This is a genomic window from Collimonas fungivorans Ter331, from assembly GCF_000221045.1.
In the GTDB taxonomy this organism is placed as follows: domain Bacteria; phylum Pseudomonadota; class Gammaproteobacteria; order Burkholderiales; family Burkholderiaceae_D; genus Collimonas; species Collimonas fungivorans_A.
Genome location: NC_015856.1, coordinates 5,170,867 through 5,186,898 on the forward strand (window position 1 = coordinate 5,170,867; position 16,032 = coordinate 5,186,898).

Here is a 16,032-nt window from a genome sequence, read left to right on the forward strand (position 1 = left end):
AAACCCGGGTCTTGAAAATCCGCCATCCCCGCGCAGGCGCGGATGGCATGCTTGCCTTATTTCTTCCCTGCGGCGGCTTTCCACTGCTTCAGGAACGCCAGGCGTTTGGTCTGGTCCAGGTATTGCAGCAGGGTCGGTGTAATCGCGATCGGCTTGAGCGCGCCGCCCAGCTGGGTGGTCAGGCTGCCCAGGGTGTTATGGCCAGTGACGTCAGCACGCAAGGCATACAGCTGAGACTCGTTCGAGATGATGGTCTGGCCGCGCTTGGACAGCAGGTAGTCGATCCACAGCTTGGCCGCGTTCATGTTCTTGGCTGACTTGTTGATGAACGCCACGCGCGACAGCACCAGGTTGTAGTCCTTGGTGAAAGAAACGCCGATCGATGGATCCTTGGCGGCGCGCGCCTGGGCGTAAGAGCCGATCACGTTGTAGCCGATCAGGTTCTCGCCGGAGGAAATCCGCTCCAGCATGGTGCCGGTCGAGGATTGCACGCGGATGCCGACATCGCCGAAGGTTTTCGCCAGGTCCCAGAACTGCGGATTGATTTGCGCATCTTCAGTGATGAAAGAGAAACCGACGCCCGATTTTTCGATATCGTAGGTGGTGACCTTGTTGCGGAACTTGTCGGCCTTGGCGGTCAGCAGCTTGACCAGGTCGGCGTGGGTGGCCGGCACTTCATCGGCGCTCACCAGGCGTTTGTTGTAGACAATGGCCAACGGTTCGAAAGTGGTGCCGTAAGCGCTGTCCTTGTAGTTGGCCCAGGCCGGGATCGCGGCCGCTTCCTGCGACTTGTACACCGCGGCATAACCTTCGCTGGCCAGCTTGAACTGCAGGTCCATCGCCGACGACCACAGCACGTCGGCAGTAGCGCCGCCGGCGGCCGCTTCCGAAATGAAGCGGTTGTATACCTCAGTCGAATTCATGTCGTTGAACTCGACTTTGACGCCCGGATAAAGCGTGCTGAAATCCTTGATCAACGGTTCCGCAGCCTTGGAATCGGTGGCGCTGTAGATCACCAGCTTGCCTTCTTTCTTGGCGCCGTCGACGATCTTGGCGTAATCGGCAGGGTAGCCTGCCGGCGCCTGGGCCGAGGCGTTCAGGGCCAGGCCCAGCGATACGGCGGCGATTGCGGCGGCCAGGGTTTTTTTGATAAGCATGGGTGTCATCTCCTGAGTGTTATGAGTGCAGCTACTTTTAAAAGGCGCAGGCGAGCCGGCGCCAGCCGGGATTAGGCTGCCGTTTGGCGTTGCTTGCGGGGTTTTTGCCGGGCCGGTTGCCGCGGCGGGATTTATCTGATCAAGCCAAGCTGGTCCGATTGTTTGCGATAGTCTTCGACGGTTTTTTTAATGTATGCAGTCAGCTTGTCGCCGCTCATCGCAAACGGATACAGTCCGTTGCGCGCGCGCAGCTGCTCGAATTCCGGGGTCGCCATCATCTTGTCGAAGGCGCCGACCCAGCGTTTGTAATCGGCGTCGCTCACCTGCGGGCCCATGTAGACGCCGCGGATGATCGGCCAGCTGACGTCCATGCCCTGCTCGCGCGCGGTCGGCACATCGGCCAGCGCACCCGGCAGCCGTTTTTCAGACAACACCACCAGCACACGGATCTCGCCGTCCAGCGAATGCAGGGTAGCTTCCGAAGCATCGCCGGAAACTACCTGCACATGGCCGGCGCGCAAGGCGGTGAAAGCCTCGCCGCCGCCTTCCAGCGCGACGAAGCGCAGGTTCTTGGGATCGATTTGTTTTTGCTTGGCCAGCAGGGAAATTTTCAGCCAGTCCTGGCTGCCCACCGTGCCGGCGGCGCCGATAGTGACTTTCGAGGGATTTTTCTTGAGGGCGTCCAGCAGGTCGGGCAGGGTTTTGTACGGCGAATCGCTGCGCACTGCGATCATGCCGTAGTCGACGCCGAGCGCAGCTACCCAGCGCACGTTGCTGACGTCGGCGTCGCCGTATTTCCCCTGCGCCAGGTTCATCAGCGAGCCGCCCGAAAACGCCACCAGCGTATCGGCTTCGGCGCGGCGCTGGGTAACAATGGAATTCCAGGCCACGGCGCCGATGCCGCCCGGCAGGTAGCTGATCTTGACCGGATGTGCGGATGAGGATTGCAGCTGCAGGCCCTTCTGCACCAGCTTGCAGGTCACGGCCATGCCGCCGCCCGGTTTGGCGGGCGCAATGCACTGCACCGGCGCCGCGTGGGCGCCGAGCGTGACACATGCACTGAGTGCAGCAATCCAGGTGATTACGGAATTCATTGTCTCCTACCCATTCTGTTGTTGTTTCACCTGCAATGCAGATGCGAAACCCAGGGCTTTATTCATTTTTTTACATCATAACGGCGGCAGTCTTTCATTTTCCTTTCACTCAGATTTTGCCAAGCGAGGTTTTCTGTGTGAGTATTGACCGCCCGTTTTTGAATTCTAGCTGCCATAAGTTGCCATAGCCATGCGGATTTTACTGATTGAAGACCACGTTGAGTTGTCGCGCTGGCTGACCAAGGCGCTGCAGGATGCGCACTGGTCGGTCGAATGCGCCATGAACGGCGCCGACGCCGACAGCCTGCTGCACACCCAGCAGTATGCGCTGGTGATCCTGGACCTGAGCCTGCCGAAAATGGACGGGCTGGAAGTCTTGAAGCGCTTGCGCGCGCGCGGCAGCAAGACCCCGGTATTGATCCTGACCGCGCGCGGCGGTTTGCAAGACCGGGTGCAGGGCCTGAACCTGGGCGCCGACGACTACCTGGCCAAACCGTTCGAACTGGTCGAGCTGGAAGCGCGCGTCAAGGCCCTGCTGCGTCGCGCGCAAGGCGGCGAAGCGCCGATCTACAGCTGCGGCGCCTTGCAGTTCGATACGGTGTCGCGCATGTTCAGCTATGGCAACGCGGTGCTGGCGCTGACGCCGCGTGAACATGCGGTGCTGGAAGTGCTGATCAGCCGCGCCGGCCGCGTGGTGTCCAAGGAAAAACTGTTCGACGAAGTGTTTTCGCTGGTCGACGACGCCAATCCAGACGCGATTGAAATCTATATCCATCGCTTGCGCAAGAAATTGCAGCGCCCCGGCGCCGAAGCGGTCGCCATCACTACCTTGCGCGGCCTCGGCTACCTGCTGGAAGTTGTTGCCGAAAAATGAAGGCGCCGCCAGTCCATCCGCATGCAGCTGCGGCTGAATCCAAGCCGGCAAAGTCTTTGGGCAGCCTGCGCAGCCAGCTGCTGAGCTGGCTCCTGATCCCCTTGCTGCTGCTGGTGGCGCTGGATGCCTTTTCCGTCTACCGCAACGCGCTCGATGTGGCCGACCTGGCGTACGACCGCGCCCTGCTCGCTTCGACCCGTGCGTTGGCGGAACGAGTGTCGGTGGTCGATGGCAAGGTGGTCGCCGATGTGCCGTATGTGGCGTTGGACAGCTTCGAGACCGATACCCTGGGCCGTATCTACTACAAGGTCACCGGCACCCGCGGCGAATTCGTTTCAGGTTACGAAGACCTGCCGGCCTTGCCGCCGGACGTGCCGCGCTCGGAAATCTATCCTGCGCTGGTGCGTTTTTATCATGCCAACTATCACAACCAGGCAGTGCGCATCGCCGCCCTGTACCAACCGGTGTACGACGACTCGATGCGCGGCATCGCCCTGATCCAGGTCGGCGAAACCATGGATGCGCGCAGCGACCTGACCCGCAAGATTTTGTTCAGCACCTTGTGGCGGCAAGGGTTGCTGGTGACGGTCGCGGCCTTGCTGGTGTGGTTTGCGGTGCGTTTTGTGCTGCGCCCGCTGATGCAGCTGAAAGCCGCGGTGGAAGCGCGCGCCACCACCGACCTGGCCGATTTCGAAGTTAACCAGGTGCATCGGGAAGTGCGGCCGCTGGTGGTCGCCATGAATGGCTACATGGGACGCTTGCAGGCGCTGATCACCGGCCAGCGCCGTTTCATTGCCGACGCTTCGCATCAGCTGCGCACCCCGCTCACGGTACTTAAAACGCAGGCCGAACTGGCGTTGCGCGAACTGGATCGCAATCCTAACGATGCGCGTGCCTGGCACAGCCTGCGCGAAATCGTCGCCAGCATTGCCGGCACCACCGATGCCACCGTCCACCTGGCCAACCGGCTGCTGACGCTGGCGCGCGCCGAGCACGGTGCGGCCGAGAGCGGCAATGAACCGGTGTCGCTCACCGACATCGCACACCAGGTCGGCATGGAACAGGCGCGCGCCGCGGTGAAGAAACAGATCGACCTGTCCTTCGATGCGGCCGACCAGCTAATCGTCAGCGGCAATGCCTTGCTGCTGCACGAGCTGATCAGCAATCTGCTGGACAATGCGATTCATTACACTCCGGCCGGCGGCAAGATCGTATTGCGCGTGCGGCGCGACAGTGAGGCCCGGCGCGCCCTGCTGGAAGTGGAAGACAGCGGCATGGGCGTCGCCGAAGAGGATCGGGAGCGCGTGTTTTCCGCCTTCTATCGCGCGCCGTCCGCGCAGCAGCAGAACCCCAGCGGCGCCGGCCTCGGCTTGTCGATCGTGCGCGATATCGCGTCCTCGCATGGCGCGCGGGTTACGCTATCCGCGGTTGAAGAGGACAAGGAGCTGGCTCCCGGCCTGAAGGTGACGGTCAGCTTCCCCTTGGCTTTATCGATTGATTCCTGATAGCGTTAGACATGCCGACAATTTGCATCGGTCCGGCAAACGGTTCCGCGTGATGTTTCAACACGAAGGAGGCAGGCTTTGAGCGATATGCCCGTTAAAATAGTGCATGGCACGGCCCTCAGCGATGAACAAAAAAAAGATTTGCTGCACCGGCTGGCGCGGGTCGAAGGCCAGATCCGCGGCGTGCAGAAACTGATCGCCAATGCCGCCGTGCCGGCCGATTGCGAAGGCGTCGCCCAGCAGCTGGCGGCGGCTCGCAAGGCGCTCGACAGGGCTTTCGTCACCTTGCTGACGGACGCCATCGTCACTCATACCGCAGCCGCGGCCAATCCCGAGCAAGCCGAAAAAAGCGCCAGGAACCTGGCGGCTTTGCTGGATAAATTTGCCTGAGCCGCAGTAATGAAGTAATGACTGAAATTTTTTAAGCGCACCAGCTATTCCTGGGCCAAGCTGCCATTCCTATAATTCTTTTCAGACGATACCGAAAAGAGGAAGCGCATGATCTCAGCCGGCAATCACGGGGCCACGCAAGCAGGAATCGGCATGATAGAAGTGCTGGTGGCGATCGTCATCACCGCCTTCGCCATGTTTGCCTTGATCGGTACACAGACCCTCGCCCTGCGTTACCAGAAGACCGCCCATTTGCGCGCCACGGCCAGCCAGTTCAGCGCAGACCTGGCCGATCGCGTACGCGCCAATATCCGCGGCGCCGACAGCGGTGCATACAACCTGTCGCAGCAGGCTTATCCTGCCGTCGACGAATCCGCGCCATCCTGCTCCGATTTCGCCGGATGCACGCCGCAGGAACTGGCGGCAAACGATATCCAGGAGTGGCGCACCGGCCTCGGCGATGCGATGGCCGGCGGCTGGGGCGAAATCACCGGTTCGCTGGCGGACGGTTTCACGGTCAAGGTGTATTTCCTGGATCCGCCGGCCTCCGACGCGGAACCTGATCCGGTCGCAAAGAATTGTGAGCCCAGCGCCGCCGATCCGGTTCTGCACAAAGATGTGATGTGTCTTGCCAGCGCTTTTTTCCCATGAAAAAATCTTTGCGCCGGCAGCCAGGACTGATCCTGCCCATGTTGCTGATCAGCCTGCTGGTGATGATGCTGCTCGCTTTCAGTGTCTTGCGCACTGCGCTGCTGGAAGAAAAAATGGCGGCCAATGCCGGCAACTTGCAAATGGCTTTCCAGGCCGCCGAACATGCGCTGCGTTTTTGCGAAAACCAGCTGCAACTGTCGCCGATCGCCATCCCGCAGCTCAAGCAAGGGCCGGTTCCGGTCGATGACGACAACAGCAAACCCTATTGGGAAATCGCGGACAGCTGGCGCAACAGCGAGGTTTCGGTAGCCGTGCCGCGTAACGCCGGGGAAGGAGCGCAGCCTGCCGCGCCGTCGCGCTGCCTGGTTGAACGGCTGCAGTTCGATGCGGACATGCAGTACCAGCAGCAACAGCCGTCACCGCGTCCGGCGTTCAGGATTACTGCCAGAGGTATAGGCGCCAGCAGTGCGGCGGTGGTGCTGTTGCAAAGCTATCTGCTTTTATAAAACGCCAGCCATGAAAACCATTTTCGCCTGCATCTGTACGTTCATGCTGACCATTGGCTGGGCCGCAAATGGCTGGGCCGCAAATGGCCGGGCGGCAAATACGCCGGATGAGCCGCCGTTCATTTATACGGCAAGTTATGAAGCCGCAAGCTGGCAAGGTCACGTCAAAGCCTATCCGATCGGCGAAACCGGTGTTTCCGGAACGGCGCAATGGGATGCCGCCGACCTGATTCCAGCGTGGCAGTTGCGCCAAATCCTGACCGCAGCTGACGAAGACGCTGTGATTCCATTCGAATGGCAACATCTGGACGACAGGCAAAAGGCAGCCCTGTCTTCGGAGGATGTACTGCAATACCTGAGAGGCGACGACGCACTCGAAATCCGGCACGGCGGCCGGTTCCGCGATCGCAAAGGTAAACTGGGAGACATCATCAATTCAGTGCCGCTGTATGTAGGCTTGTCCGATTCCGCATACCAATGGCTGCCGGCAACGGCCGGCGGCGACAGTTACCAGCGTTTCGTCGATAGCAAGAAACAGCGCCGCGCCATGCTCTATGTCGGCGCCAATGACGGCATGCTGCATGGTTTCGATGCGATTGACGGCGTCGAAAAATCAGCTTTCATTCCGCGCGCGGTCTTTGACAGCTTACCGGTATTGAGCGAAGCCGGATATGTGCATCGGCTGTTCGTCGACGGCCTGCTGACAGCCGGCGACGCCTATCTTGGGAAGGGTGAAAACGCCGCATGGAAGACTATCCTGCTAGGTTCAACCGGCGTTGCTGCAAAGAGTCTGTTTGCATTGGACGCCAGCGATCCGGATGCGTCGCTCGGCATGCCATTGCTGTGGCAAAGAGGCGCGGAAGACGATGGCCAAGGAGCACCTGATGACGACATGGGCTATCAACTGGGCGAGGCTTTTGCGATTCGCCTGCGCAATGGCGACTGGGGCGCGATATACGGCAACGGCTATCAAAGCGCAAAGCAAGGCGCCGTGCTGTATCTGGTCGAGCTTGCCGGCGGCGAGCTGATAAGGAAGCTGGTCGCCGGTGCAGCTGCTTCGCAAACTCCCAACGGCTTGTCGACGCCTGCTTTGGTTTTCAGCAAGCAACGCGAGGTAAACGCGGCCTACGCCGGCGATTTGTTAGGCAACCTGTGGAAATTTGACCTCGGCGCAACCGAGCCGCAGCGCTGGCAAGCGGCATTCGATGGCCGGCCGCTGTTTGCGGCAGCCGACGATATCGGCAAGTCGCAATCCTTGATCCTGCAGCCTTTGCTGGAACATCATCCCAAGGGTGGCGCCCTCGTCATGTTCGGCGCCGGCGACAAGCCGCAAACGGCAAGCCTGTACGGCATCTGGGAAAAAACCGGCGCCGGTCCGGTCGCGGACCGGAATCAGTTGCAGCGGCAAACGCTGGCAGAAGTCGAAACCGGGAAATGGCAGTTGAGCGGCAATGCCGTCAACTGGAACCGGCAGCGCGGCTGGTACACCGACTTGCCGGAAAAAGTCGGTCAGGTCGTCGGAAAACTGCAGATCATCGATGGCGTGCTGTGGGTGCTGACCTACTCCGCCGCCGAGGGGAAATCGTATCTGATCGCAATCGAGTACAGCACGGGCGGCGCCACGCCCGAAGCGGCGCTCGCCGATTTTCCGAAAACCGTCTCGATGATAGAAGTTGCGCCTTCAACCGTCACACCCGCCGCCATCACCTTGCCTGACGGCCGCCGGCAACTGGTGATCAAGGGCCGCGACGGCACGCCGCATGCCATTCGCCTCAATACGCCAGAGCGGCGCCTGCTAAGGACTTGGCGGCAATTGCCTGTACCGCTGACCCCTGAATAGCCAAAAAAAACGTGGCAGAGGCATGACGTAGGGTGGGCAGATTTTCTGCCCACGCTGTATGTACTTCTCGCATGACCGACGGTCTGCGTGGGCACAGGTGCCCACCCTACGAGTTGGCGCAAATAAAAATGCCGTTCAGACTTAACTGAACGGCATTGCGCGGGCAGCGGGCCTGCAGGGTTCAATCATCGTCGTCGTGATGGCGGCGATGTTCACGCCAGTTCCGGCGCCGCCACTCTTCGCGGCGCCATTCGTCGTCGCGGCGCTCCCGCCATTCACGGTGTTCGCGCCAGCCCGGTTCTACATAAACTTCCTGCGGCGGGTAATACACCGGCGCAGGAACGTAACGTGGTTCGTATTGCACCACCGGCGGGTAATACGGCCGTACCGGCGGATCGACATAAATGCCGACGCCGACATTCACGCCGCCGGCAGCAGCGCTGCCGGAAGCAGCAGCGGCGATGGCGCCGAACGCCAGACATGCTAAAAGTTTTTTCATTTCATTTCCTGTTTGCCAGCACTGTTGCATATGGCGATATCGCCCGATGTTGTCATTCTGTAGCTTCAGTGTAGGGGCAATCATTAGCCAATGTTGTTCTGAGGGGCAACAATTGTAACGTTAAGTAAATGAATGTAGCGAAAACAGAATGAAGAATTGCATTTGATCGCCGTTATTCAAATGCAATTCCGGCTGCTGCCGGACCTTGATCCAAGCCGCATCTTGCATAAGCAGTAAGAACAAAACCGGATTTTGACTCTCTAACAGAAGCTTCACCAGATCAGAGAGGGCAAAATGAAAACTTCACATCGCCTGTCTGCCGACTGCGGCCTCGGCTTCACCTTGATAGAGTTGATGCTGGTCATCGCCATCATTGGCATTCTGGCAGCGGTTACTATCCCGGCCTATCAAAACCACTTGAAGAAAGAAAAATTTGCAGAAGTGATTGCGGCAGGCACTGCAGCCAAACCAGCTGTCGAAACGTGCATGCAGCAGTTGAACACCAGCACCGGCTGCGACAGTGGCGCCCATGGCATTCCCGCCGACTCCACAGGAAATCCAGGCAGGTATGTGGCTTCGGTCAGCGTCAAGAACGGCGTTGTCACGGTTGTCCCGCAGGCAAAAGACGGCCTTCTCGCGACCGACACCTACATATTGACGCCGACACCCGGCTCCCCGGTCAAATGGACGACGGCCGCAAGCGGTTGCATCGCCACGGCGCTATGTAAATAAATAGCGGAACCTGCTTCCCGCTGTGCCTGTCCAAAATTTTCATACCGTTTGAATGCGTGGATCTTCTGTAGTGAAAGCGGCAAAAACCGCCGCCTGCAGCCATGCATTCTGTAGCTGAATTTCAAGAGGCAAGCATGTACGGAGAGGTTGACTGGAAACACGCGCCGAAAGGCGCACGATGGTGGGCGGTGGATGCAAGCGGACATGCCCATTGGTTCATGGAGCCGACACACAAAGTCAGGACACATTTCTGGTATTCGCAGGAAGTCCACGCTCCGACCTTCGCCTATTCCGGCGACTGGCGCGAGAGCCTGACCGAACGGCCGGACAAGTTCAAGTGAACGATAAGGCAGCCCTGGGATCGAAACAGATATCAATAATCCCGGAGCCTGCCATGAAACGTCTCACAATCTTGTTTGGTCTGGCAGCGATATTGCTCAGCGGCTGCATAGTTGCCCCGTATGGCCAGAGAGATGGCGGCTACCGGGACCGCGGCGACTGGCATGACCACCGCGACGACCGGGATGGCGACCGCCGCAGGGATGATGGCCCTCCCAACCGCTATTAGCTCAGGTCCTGGCCCGGTCTTTTTTTTTGTGGGTAAGCCAGGCGGCTACCAGCAGCACTTTCAGGGCCAGCAAAGCGGCTATTCCCACCACGCCAAGCTTGAGAGTGGCGCCAATGACGTAGGCGACCCCTACTGCGGCGCCCTTGATAACGGCAAACAGCAGGATTATGCATAGCAGACCCGCATAGAGCGGGTTGTCGCGCTGAAGTGTCGAGAGACGTTTCATACTTCCCTTCGTTTGGCTGTATAGCCAATGTACACGTTTCATTTGCCGTTGGAAATAGCCCTGCTTGTCCGGGTACTTCGCCACCTCCCCGCTATCCAGATAAAAAAAGCCCGCCAGCCTTGCGGCAGCGGGCTAAATCCAAAACTTAGGGAGAGTTGGAGGAGACCAATTGAATATTGTGTTGCCCAGGCGGTTTTCAATACTCTATTTATTATTTATCTCAGCGAAGGAAATGGGGGGATTTTTAAGCAACACAGAGTAGGTCTTCGCTCGATTCTGTTGATGACCAGCCCTTCGATGTTTCTTTCATCACCAGATGAATTGTCCGTTCGGCATCATTCATCGCATGAATGATGTCCTTCACTTTTTCATCGCCATTGGAATGCTGTGCATATAAAACGCGCAAAAGAATATCTGCATATTTGGGAATACGGCCGGATTTTTCCCAAATTGCTACGGCTTGCTCTGTACGGCCCAAGGCCTTTCCCATGGATGCTTGCGAAAGCAGCATGGCAGAGCGGATGTACCGAAATTCAGCACCGGTAAGTTTTGATTTTTTGCGGGTAATCGCAACACAGACGGCGGTTACAAGGCCATCAATATCTTGTATGGATACCGTTTCTCCATAGGCGGTATTCTTGAGTTCATAGCCGTTTTGCAGCCAGACATTTCGAAGTCCGCCATCAGTAAAATGATACATATCACTAACCTCCAATGATAAATGCGGTTACCACGATGCAATCGAGTGCATTTTCATTTTCACATGCCACAACTACGGCGATAGGGCTGCCCGCCGTAAATCTTTCCATTCGACAGACCATGTGTCCCGTTTTAATGTCTGGCTCGGGTTCTAACAGGATTTTCCCTTTTCTGAGGACATCAAACGCCATAGATAGCGTGATCTTTCGCGACCTCATTTGACTAAGTGCATGTTTTGAAAAAGAAATACGTCCTGATTCATTGGCGATATTTCTAATCATCCGCTCCCAGCCATGCTTGGAATAGGGCATAGAGTATACTATAAAAATTATAGGTGAAATTTTGGCCTTGTCGCACAATGAGGCAAAATTGTTACATTTCACCTGTTGTATTGAATGGCGTTCGGAGAAGTCGAAATTATCAAAAATGGCCCTAACCAAGGCGAGAAATTGCCAAAATTAAGCTAAGAACTTATGGAGGGCAGGTTCCTGCCGGTGACGGCAATCGTGGAAGGTGATTGCTGACGAGCTGATGAGGTGTGCACTCGAGCTAAAAACTGGTGCCAGTACGACAGCTTGCGAACGAAGCGCCATTGGTCGCCGCGGCGCCGCAGCCGAACAGCCCGCATCCTCCGACAAGGAAAACCATTGCGGTCACTGAGCAAACGAGGCGGAGGCGAAGTTGCATACTCCTACTTTCCAATACAAAACCGCGAAAAAATCACCCCCAGCAAATCATCCGGCGTAAACGCCCCGGTAATGCTGCTAAGCCGATCCTGCGCCAGCCGCAACTCTTCCGCAAACAGATCCAATGACTGATCGTTGACCCGGTTGTCCAGGGAGGCGTGCTGGTCGGCAATCTCCAGATGGTCGCGCGCTGCCTTTAGTGCGATCAAGTGACGCTCGCGCGCCAGGTAGCGCGATTCGCCGGTCTGCTGCCAGCCGGCGATGCGCAGCAGTTCCGTGCGCAGCAAATCGATCCCCAGATGGTCGGTCGCCGACAAATAGATATGGGTAGCATCGTTCATCACATCGACCGCGGGTTTGTGGCCGGACTGGTCGATCTTGTTCCAGATGCGGATGATCGGCGCGCTGTTCGGGAAACGGGCGACGATTTTTTCATCGGCCAGCGATGGACCGTGGTTGGCGTCCAGCATGTGCAGGATCACGTCGGCGTTAGCCACCGCGGCCCAGGTGCGTTCGATGCCTATCCGTTCCACTTCGTCGTTGGCGTCTTCCGCCTCGCGGATGCCAGCGGTGTCGATGATGTTGAGCGGGATGCCTTCCAGCTGGATCGTTTCGGTAACCTTGTCGCGGGTGGTGCCGGCGATCGGCGTGACGATGGCGACATCGGATCCGGCCAGCACGTTCAGCAAGGACGACTTGCCGACATTCGGCTGCCCTGCCAGCACGATGTTCAAGCCATCGCGCAGCAAAGCGCCCTGTGCGGCCTGGCTGAACACATTGTCCAGCGTGCTGCGGATAGTCGCCAGCTGGCCGCGCGCATCGGATTTTTCCAGGAAGTCGATTTCCTCTTCCGGGAAATCCAGCGTCGCTTCAACCAGCATGCGGAGGTTCGTGACCTGCCCTACCAGCGCATGGATCACTTTGGAAAACGCCCCCGACAGCGATTCCGAAGCCGATTTTGCTGCCGCCTCGGTAGACGCCTCGATCAGGTCAGCCACTGCTTCCGCCTGCGCCAGGTCCAGCTTGTCATTGATAAACGCCCGCTGCGTGAATTCCCCCGGCTCTGCCATGCGCAAGCCGATATCCTGTCCCGCCGCCAGGCAGCGGCTGAGCAGCATCTGCAACACCACCGGCCCGCCATGCCCCTGCAGCTCCAGCACGTCTTCACCGGTATAGGAATGCGGCGCCTTGAAATAGATCGCCAGCCCCTGGTCGATGACGCTGCCGTCGGCATTCTTGAACGGCAGGTAGGTAGCGTGGCGTGGCGTCAGCTTGCTCTCTGCGATGCCGCAAACAGCTTCAATCAGCGAACCCAGCTGTTTGCCGGAAATACGGACTACGCCGATGCCGCCGCGTCCTGGTGCGGTGGCGATGGCGGCAATGGGAGAGGAATCGAAAGACATGGAATTATTCTACGAGGGTTGTTTGATAATAGAAACATCGGCAAGCAGCCGGCCACAAAAAAGCCCGTGAATCGAACATTCACGGGCTTTTTTACGACACTCGCCAAGAAGCGATTTTAAGCCTTGGCCGGACCAGCACCCATCTTGCGGGTAATCACCCATTGCTGCGCAATCGACAGCACGTTGTTGGTGACCCAGTACAGCACCAGGCCGGACGGGAAGAAGAAGAACATCACCGAGAAAATCAGCGGCATGAACATCATCACCTTGGCTTGCATCGGATCAGGCGGCGTCGGGTTCAGCTTGGTCTGGATGAACATCGAAATCGCCATCACTACCGGCAGGATGTAGAACGGATCCGGTGCGGCCAGGTCATGGATCCAGCCCAGCCATGGCGCATTGCGGATTTCCACGCTGGCCAGCAACACCCAGTACAGCGAGATGAACACCGGGATCTGCACCACGATCGGCAGGCAGCCGCCGAGCGGATTGATCTTCTCGGTCTTGTACAGCTCCATCATGGCCTGGTTCATCTTCTGCGGTTCGGATTTGAAACGCTCGCGGATCGACGTCATCTTCGGCGTTACCAGCTTCATCTTGGCCATGCTGCGATAGCTCGCTGCCGACAGCGGGAAGAACGCCAGCTTGATCAGCACGGTCAGGGCGATGATGGTCCAGCCCCAGTTGCCGAGCACTTTGTGGATCTGCGTCATCAGCCAGAAGATCGGCTTGGCGATGATGGTCAGCCAGCCATAGTCCTTGACCAGTTCCAGGCCAGGTGCGATCGCTTCCAGGTCGCTCTGGATTTCCGGGCCGGAATACAGGCGGGCATCCATGGTGACGGTGGCGCCGGGAGCAATGGTACCCAATGGCAGGATGTTGCTGACGGCATATAGATTGGTGGCAATTTTTTCAGTCTTGATTTCGCGCGGCGCTTTATCCTGTGGAATGAATGCTGAGACAAAGTAATGCTGAATAATCGCAAACCAGCCGTTATCTGCTTTGGTGGCATGGTCAGCCTTACCATCCTCGATCTTGTCGAATGCAAATTTCTGGAACTTATTGGCGTCGGTGTAAACGGCTGCGCCAGTGAAAGTGTGCACAAACCGCTGCTCGCCTTCTGGTGCATGGCCGTCACGTTTCAACCGCAAGTAGAGCGAGGGCGAGATCGCCGCGCCGCTATCGTTAGTCACTATGTGTTTGACATCTATCGTATAGTCGCCGCGCTTGAATGTGTAGACCTTAGTCAGCTTGACACCACCTTCGGTCGATTCCAGCACCAGTTGTATCTGGTTGCCGTTGTCCAGCGTCCGAGCGCCAGGCAGAGCTACGAAAGGTGAATGGTGGTTAGGAAAAGCACCACCGATCAGGCCGGTTTCAGCGAGATAAGTACGGTTGGCACCGCTGTCAAACAGTACCAAGTTCTTGGTTGGGTCGACAGTGTCTTTCTGCGTCAATAGTTCTAGACGCTTCAACACGCCGCCAACAGTATCGATATTGGCTTTGACAACATCGGTAGTGATGGTGATGATTTCGCCCTTGGCGTCGGCAGCAGTGGCAGGCACGGCGCCGGTGGCGGGCGCTGCAGCAGCCGAAGCTTGCGGCACGTCAGCACTGGTGCTGACAACTGCATTGGCCGGGCCGCTAGCGGCAGGTACGGTTTGGGCGGTGCCAGGGAAGAACAGCGACGGCTGGCCGTTATGGCGCTGCCACTGGTCCCAGAGGAACAGCAGCGAGACCGAAAATACAACCCACAGGACGGTACGTTTGATATCCATAAGAGTATTTATCTATGATTCAGGAATGGCCGCAACCACACGATCGGCTGGCCGATGCGGGTTTGGTTGCAGATGGAGATGTGGATGATTGCTGCGGCGGCACCGGATCGAGTCCGCCCGCATGCCAGGGATGGCATTTGCACAGGCGGCGTCCGGCCAGCATGCTGCCCTTCAGGGCGCCATGCGTACGGATAGCTTCGGCTGCGTAATCGGAGCAGCTGGGATAAAAACGGCAATTCTGTCCCAGAAACGGGCTGATGCCCAGTTTGTAGAGGCGCAACAGGAACAGTAGAGGCATTTTCATGACAGCTTTTTTCCCTTCTTCTTCCGGCCCCGGCTATGTGTGGCCAGGCTGGAACAATACAAGCCGCGGATACAAATTAGCCGAAAATAAGCCGAAGCTTACGCGAGCTTACGGCTTGTCAGCCCGTTGCGACGCGAACAGCTGCTTCAGTTCGCCATGCAGCTCTCGCTTCAGGCGCGCAGTCGTGGCCGGGCCCGCCTTGGTGTTTACCGGTTTCGATAAACGCACAACGCAGTCGATTGGCGGCAGTGGTGTCAGACGAAACAGCTCGCGCGTAACTCTTTTGACGGTGTTACGCGTAACAGCGCGCGGCGCCAGCCGTTTTGCCGCCACCACGCCCAGACGGGCATGCGGCAGCGCATTGAGGCGGGTGTACAAGACGAAGTGCGCCGTTCTATACACAGGGCGCAAACGAAAAACGGATGAAAACTCATCCGTTTTAACGATGCGCCGGTCACGTGAAAAGTCCTGGACGCTGTTCTGGGAACGGTCGCCGAGTTGATCTGTCACGCAAGCAACGCTGTTGCGTCCGGCTGGATTAAGCTGCCAGACGCTTGCGGCCTTTGGCGCGACGTGCATTGAGCACAGCGCGGCCACCGCGGGTTGCCATACGGGCGCGGAAGCCGTGAGTACGCTTACGGCGCACGACGGAAGGTTGGTAAGTACGTTTCATGTTGGTCTCGCTAATCAGCAAAAATAAATCGGATCTTCACACTCAGAGCGCTGGGTTTCTACCCTTTCGCGATTCGATCTGGACCAGGCTGCCAAGGCGTCGGAGGACGAAACCGGGGCAAATACAAACATGTACAAGGGACAGTCAACGCACAAACTGGCAATTCAGCGGACAGTGAACCTTGAATTAGAACGCATTTTCTGCTTGTTTGTCAATCACTTAGGGCTCTTTTCCACAAGGTCTTTTTGCGCCCGGCGGCCGGAATAATTGCCCGCGCCTGTGGATAACTTGCGCCGGCAAGGGTAGAATAGGGGCTTATGTGTGGCACGCCCGCCAGTTATGCATTGCTCAGTAGTACGGAATCCATTACTGAACCCAGCGTGCAATAAAAACATCAAGCCAGGGCGTAAAGAACCTCATCCCGCACACTTTCACTTAGAACGATTC

The 16,032-nt window shown here is 57.9% G+C and carries 20 protein-coding genes; 9 read left to right on the forward strand and 11 right to left on the reverse strand.

The features are described from left to right. Nucleotides 1-56: 56 nt before the first annotated feature. Both CFU_RS23040 and CFU_RS23045 read right to left on the reverse strand, forming a co-directional pair. Nucleotides 57-1,157 (reverse strand): ABC transporter substrate-binding protein, encoded by a 1,101-nt coding sequence (locus CFU_RS23040; RefSeq protein ID WP_041742821.1) that lies wholly within the window; start codon nucleotides 1,155-1,157, stop codon nucleotides 57-59. Between the two features lie 131 nt (nucleotides 1,158-1,288). After that, entirely contained in the window at nucleotides 1,289-2,251 is a 963-nt protein-coding gene (locus tag CFU_RS23045) for a Bug family tripartite tricarboxylate transporter substrate binding protein (RefSeq protein ID WP_014008408.1), read from the reverse strand. 190 nt (nucleotides 2,252-2,441) lie between these two features. On the opposite strand from CFU_RS23045, the gene CFU_RS23050 reads away from it, so the two are divergent. The 6 genes from CFU_RS23050 (at nucleotide 2,442) to CFU_RS23075 (ending at nucleotide 8,017) form a co-directional block, all read left to right on the forward strand. Next, nucleotides 2,442-3,125: a response regulator gene (locus CFU_RS23050; RefSeq protein WP_014008409.1), complete on the forward strand. Its 684-nt coding sequence runs from the start codon at nucleotides 2,442-2,444 to the stop codon at nucleotides 3,123-3,125. Further along, the gene (locus tag CFU_RS23055) at nucleotides 3,122-4,630 is read left to right on the forward strand and encodes a sensor histidine kinase (protein WP_014008410.1); all 1,509 of its coding nucleotides are present in this window, start codon (nucleotides 3,122-3,124) and stop codon (nucleotides 4,628-4,630) included. The genes CFU_RS23050 and CFU_RS23055 overlap by 4 nt, the downstream gene beginning before the upstream one ends. Before the next feature lie 87 nt (nucleotides 4,631-4,717). Next, entirely contained in the window at nucleotides 4,718-5,020 is a 303-nt protein-coding gene (locus CFU_RS23060) for a metal-sensitive transcriptional regulator (protein ID WP_238531367.1), read from the forward strand. A 108-nt stretch (nucleotides 5,021-5,128) separates the two neighbouring features. Beyond that, nucleotides 5,129-5,671, forward strand: a complete 543-nt coding sequence (gene pilV / locus CFU_RS23540) for a type IV pilus modification protein PilV (RefSeq protein WP_014008412.1) — start codon at nucleotides 5,129-5,131, stop codon at nucleotides 5,669-5,671. After that, nucleotides 5,668-6,177, forward strand: coding sequence for a pilus assembly PilX family protein (locus CFU_RS23545; RefSeq protein ID WP_050808699.1), 510 nt, complete (start codon nucleotides 5,668-5,670; stop codon nucleotides 6,175-6,177). Before pilV ends, CFU_RS23545 begins: the two co-directional genes overlap by 4 nt. A 10-nt stretch (nucleotides 6,178-6,187) precedes the next feature. Then, a complete protein-coding gene (locus CFU_RS23075; RefSeq protein ID WP_041742822.1) occupies nucleotides 6,188-8,017 on the forward strand; it encodes a pilus assembly protein in 1,830 nt (609 codons plus the stop codon). A 181-nt stretch (nucleotides 8,018-8,198) separates the two neighbouring features. Here CFU_RS23075 and CFU_RS23080 read toward each other — a convergent pair whose 3' ends face one another. Further along, on the reverse strand, nucleotides 8,199-8,516 hold the full coding sequence (locus tag CFU_RS23080) for a hypothetical protein (RefSeq protein ID WP_041742824.1): 318 nt from the start codon (nucleotides 8,514-8,516) through the stop codon (nucleotides 8,199-8,201). Between the two features lie 294 nt (nucleotides 8,517-8,810). On the opposite strand from CFU_RS23080, the gene CFU_RS25440 reads away from it, so the two are divergent. From CFU_RS25440 to CFU_RS25010, 3 genes are all read left to right on the forward strand, one after another. Next, nucleotides 8,811-9,248, forward strand: coding sequence for a pilin (locus CFU_RS25440; RefSeq protein WP_014008416.1), 438 nt, complete (start codon nucleotides 8,811-8,813; stop codon nucleotides 9,246-9,248). A 134-nt stretch (nucleotides 9,249-9,382) separates the two neighbouring features. Continuing rightward, on the forward strand, nucleotides 9,383-9,589 hold the full coding sequence (locus tag CFU_RS23090) for a hypothetical protein (protein ID WP_041742826.1): 207 nt from the start codon (nucleotides 9,383-9,385) through the stop codon (nucleotides 9,587-9,589). Between the two features lie 53 nt (nucleotides 9,590-9,642). After that, complete coding sequence (locus CFU_RS25010; protein ID WP_190275201.1) at nucleotides 9,643-9,816, forward strand: hypothetical protein; 174 nt, start codon at nucleotides 9,643-9,645, stop codon at nucleotides 9,814-9,816. A 1-nt stretch (nucleotide 9,817) separates the two neighbouring features. Here the strand turns inward: CFU_RS25010 and CFU_RS23100 are convergent, their stop codons facing one another. The 8 genes from CFU_RS23100 to rpmH all read right to left on the reverse strand — a co-directional run bounded on the left by CFU_RS23100 (nucleotide 9,818) and on the right by rpmH (nucleotide 15,585). Next, nucleotides 9,818-10,042: a hypothetical protein gene (locus tag CFU_RS23100; protein WP_148264923.1), complete on the reverse strand. Its 225-nt coding sequence runs from the start codon at nucleotides 10,040-10,042 to the stop codon at nucleotides 9,818-9,820. Nucleotides 10,043-10,286: 244 nt separating this feature from the next. Beyond that, complete coding sequence (locus CFU_RS23105) at nucleotides 10,287-10,742, reverse strand: helix-turn-helix domain-containing protein (protein ID WP_041742832.1); 456 nt, start codon at nucleotides 10,740-10,742, stop codon at nucleotides 10,287-10,289. A gap of 4 nt (nucleotides 10,743-10,746) precedes the next feature. Beyond that, the gene (locus CFU_RS24135) at nucleotides 10,747-11,052 is read right to left on the reverse strand and encodes a DUF4258 domain-containing protein (protein ID WP_148264924.1); all 306 of its coding nucleotides are present in this window, start codon (nucleotides 11,050-11,052) and stop codon (nucleotides 10,747-10,749) included. Nucleotides 11,053-11,432: 380 nt separating this feature from the next. Beyond that, complete coding sequence (gene mnmE / locus CFU_RS23110) at nucleotides 11,433-12,830, reverse strand: tRNA uridine-5-carboxymethylaminomethyl(34) synthesis GTPase MnmE (protein ID WP_014008417.1); 1,398 nt, start codon at nucleotides 12,828-12,830, stop codon at nucleotides 11,433-11,435. A gap of 116 nt (nucleotides 12,831-12,946) precedes the next feature. Further along, nucleotides 12,947-14,608 carry a membrane protein insertase YidC gene (gene yidC / locus CFU_RS23115; protein ID WP_014008418.1) on the reverse strand — a complete coding sequence of 554 codons (1,662 nt, stop codon included), beginning with the start codon at nucleotides 14,606-14,608 and terminating at the stop codon, nucleotides 12,947-12,949. A 19-nt stretch (nucleotides 14,609-14,627) separates the two neighbouring features. Continuing rightward, nucleotides 14,628-14,912: a membrane protein insertion efficiency factor YidD gene (yidD, locus tag CFU_RS24140; protein WP_014008419.1), complete on the reverse strand. Its 285-nt coding sequence runs from the start codon at nucleotides 14,910-14,912 to the stop codon at nucleotides 14,628-14,630. Between the two features lie 108 nt (nucleotides 14,913-15,020). Next, a complete protein-coding gene (locus tag CFU_RS25335) occupies nucleotides 15,021-15,422 on the reverse strand; it encodes a ribonuclease P protein component (protein ID WP_274377023.1) in 402 nt (133 codons plus the stop codon). Between the two features lie 28 nt (nucleotides 15,423-15,450). Then, nucleotides 15,451-15,585, reverse strand: a complete 135-nt coding sequence (gene rpmH, locus CFU_RS24150; protein WP_061535510.1) for a 50S ribosomal protein L34 — start codon at nucleotides 15,583-15,585, stop codon at nucleotides 15,451-15,453. Between the last annotated feature and the right edge of the window lie 447 nt (nucleotides 15,586-16,032).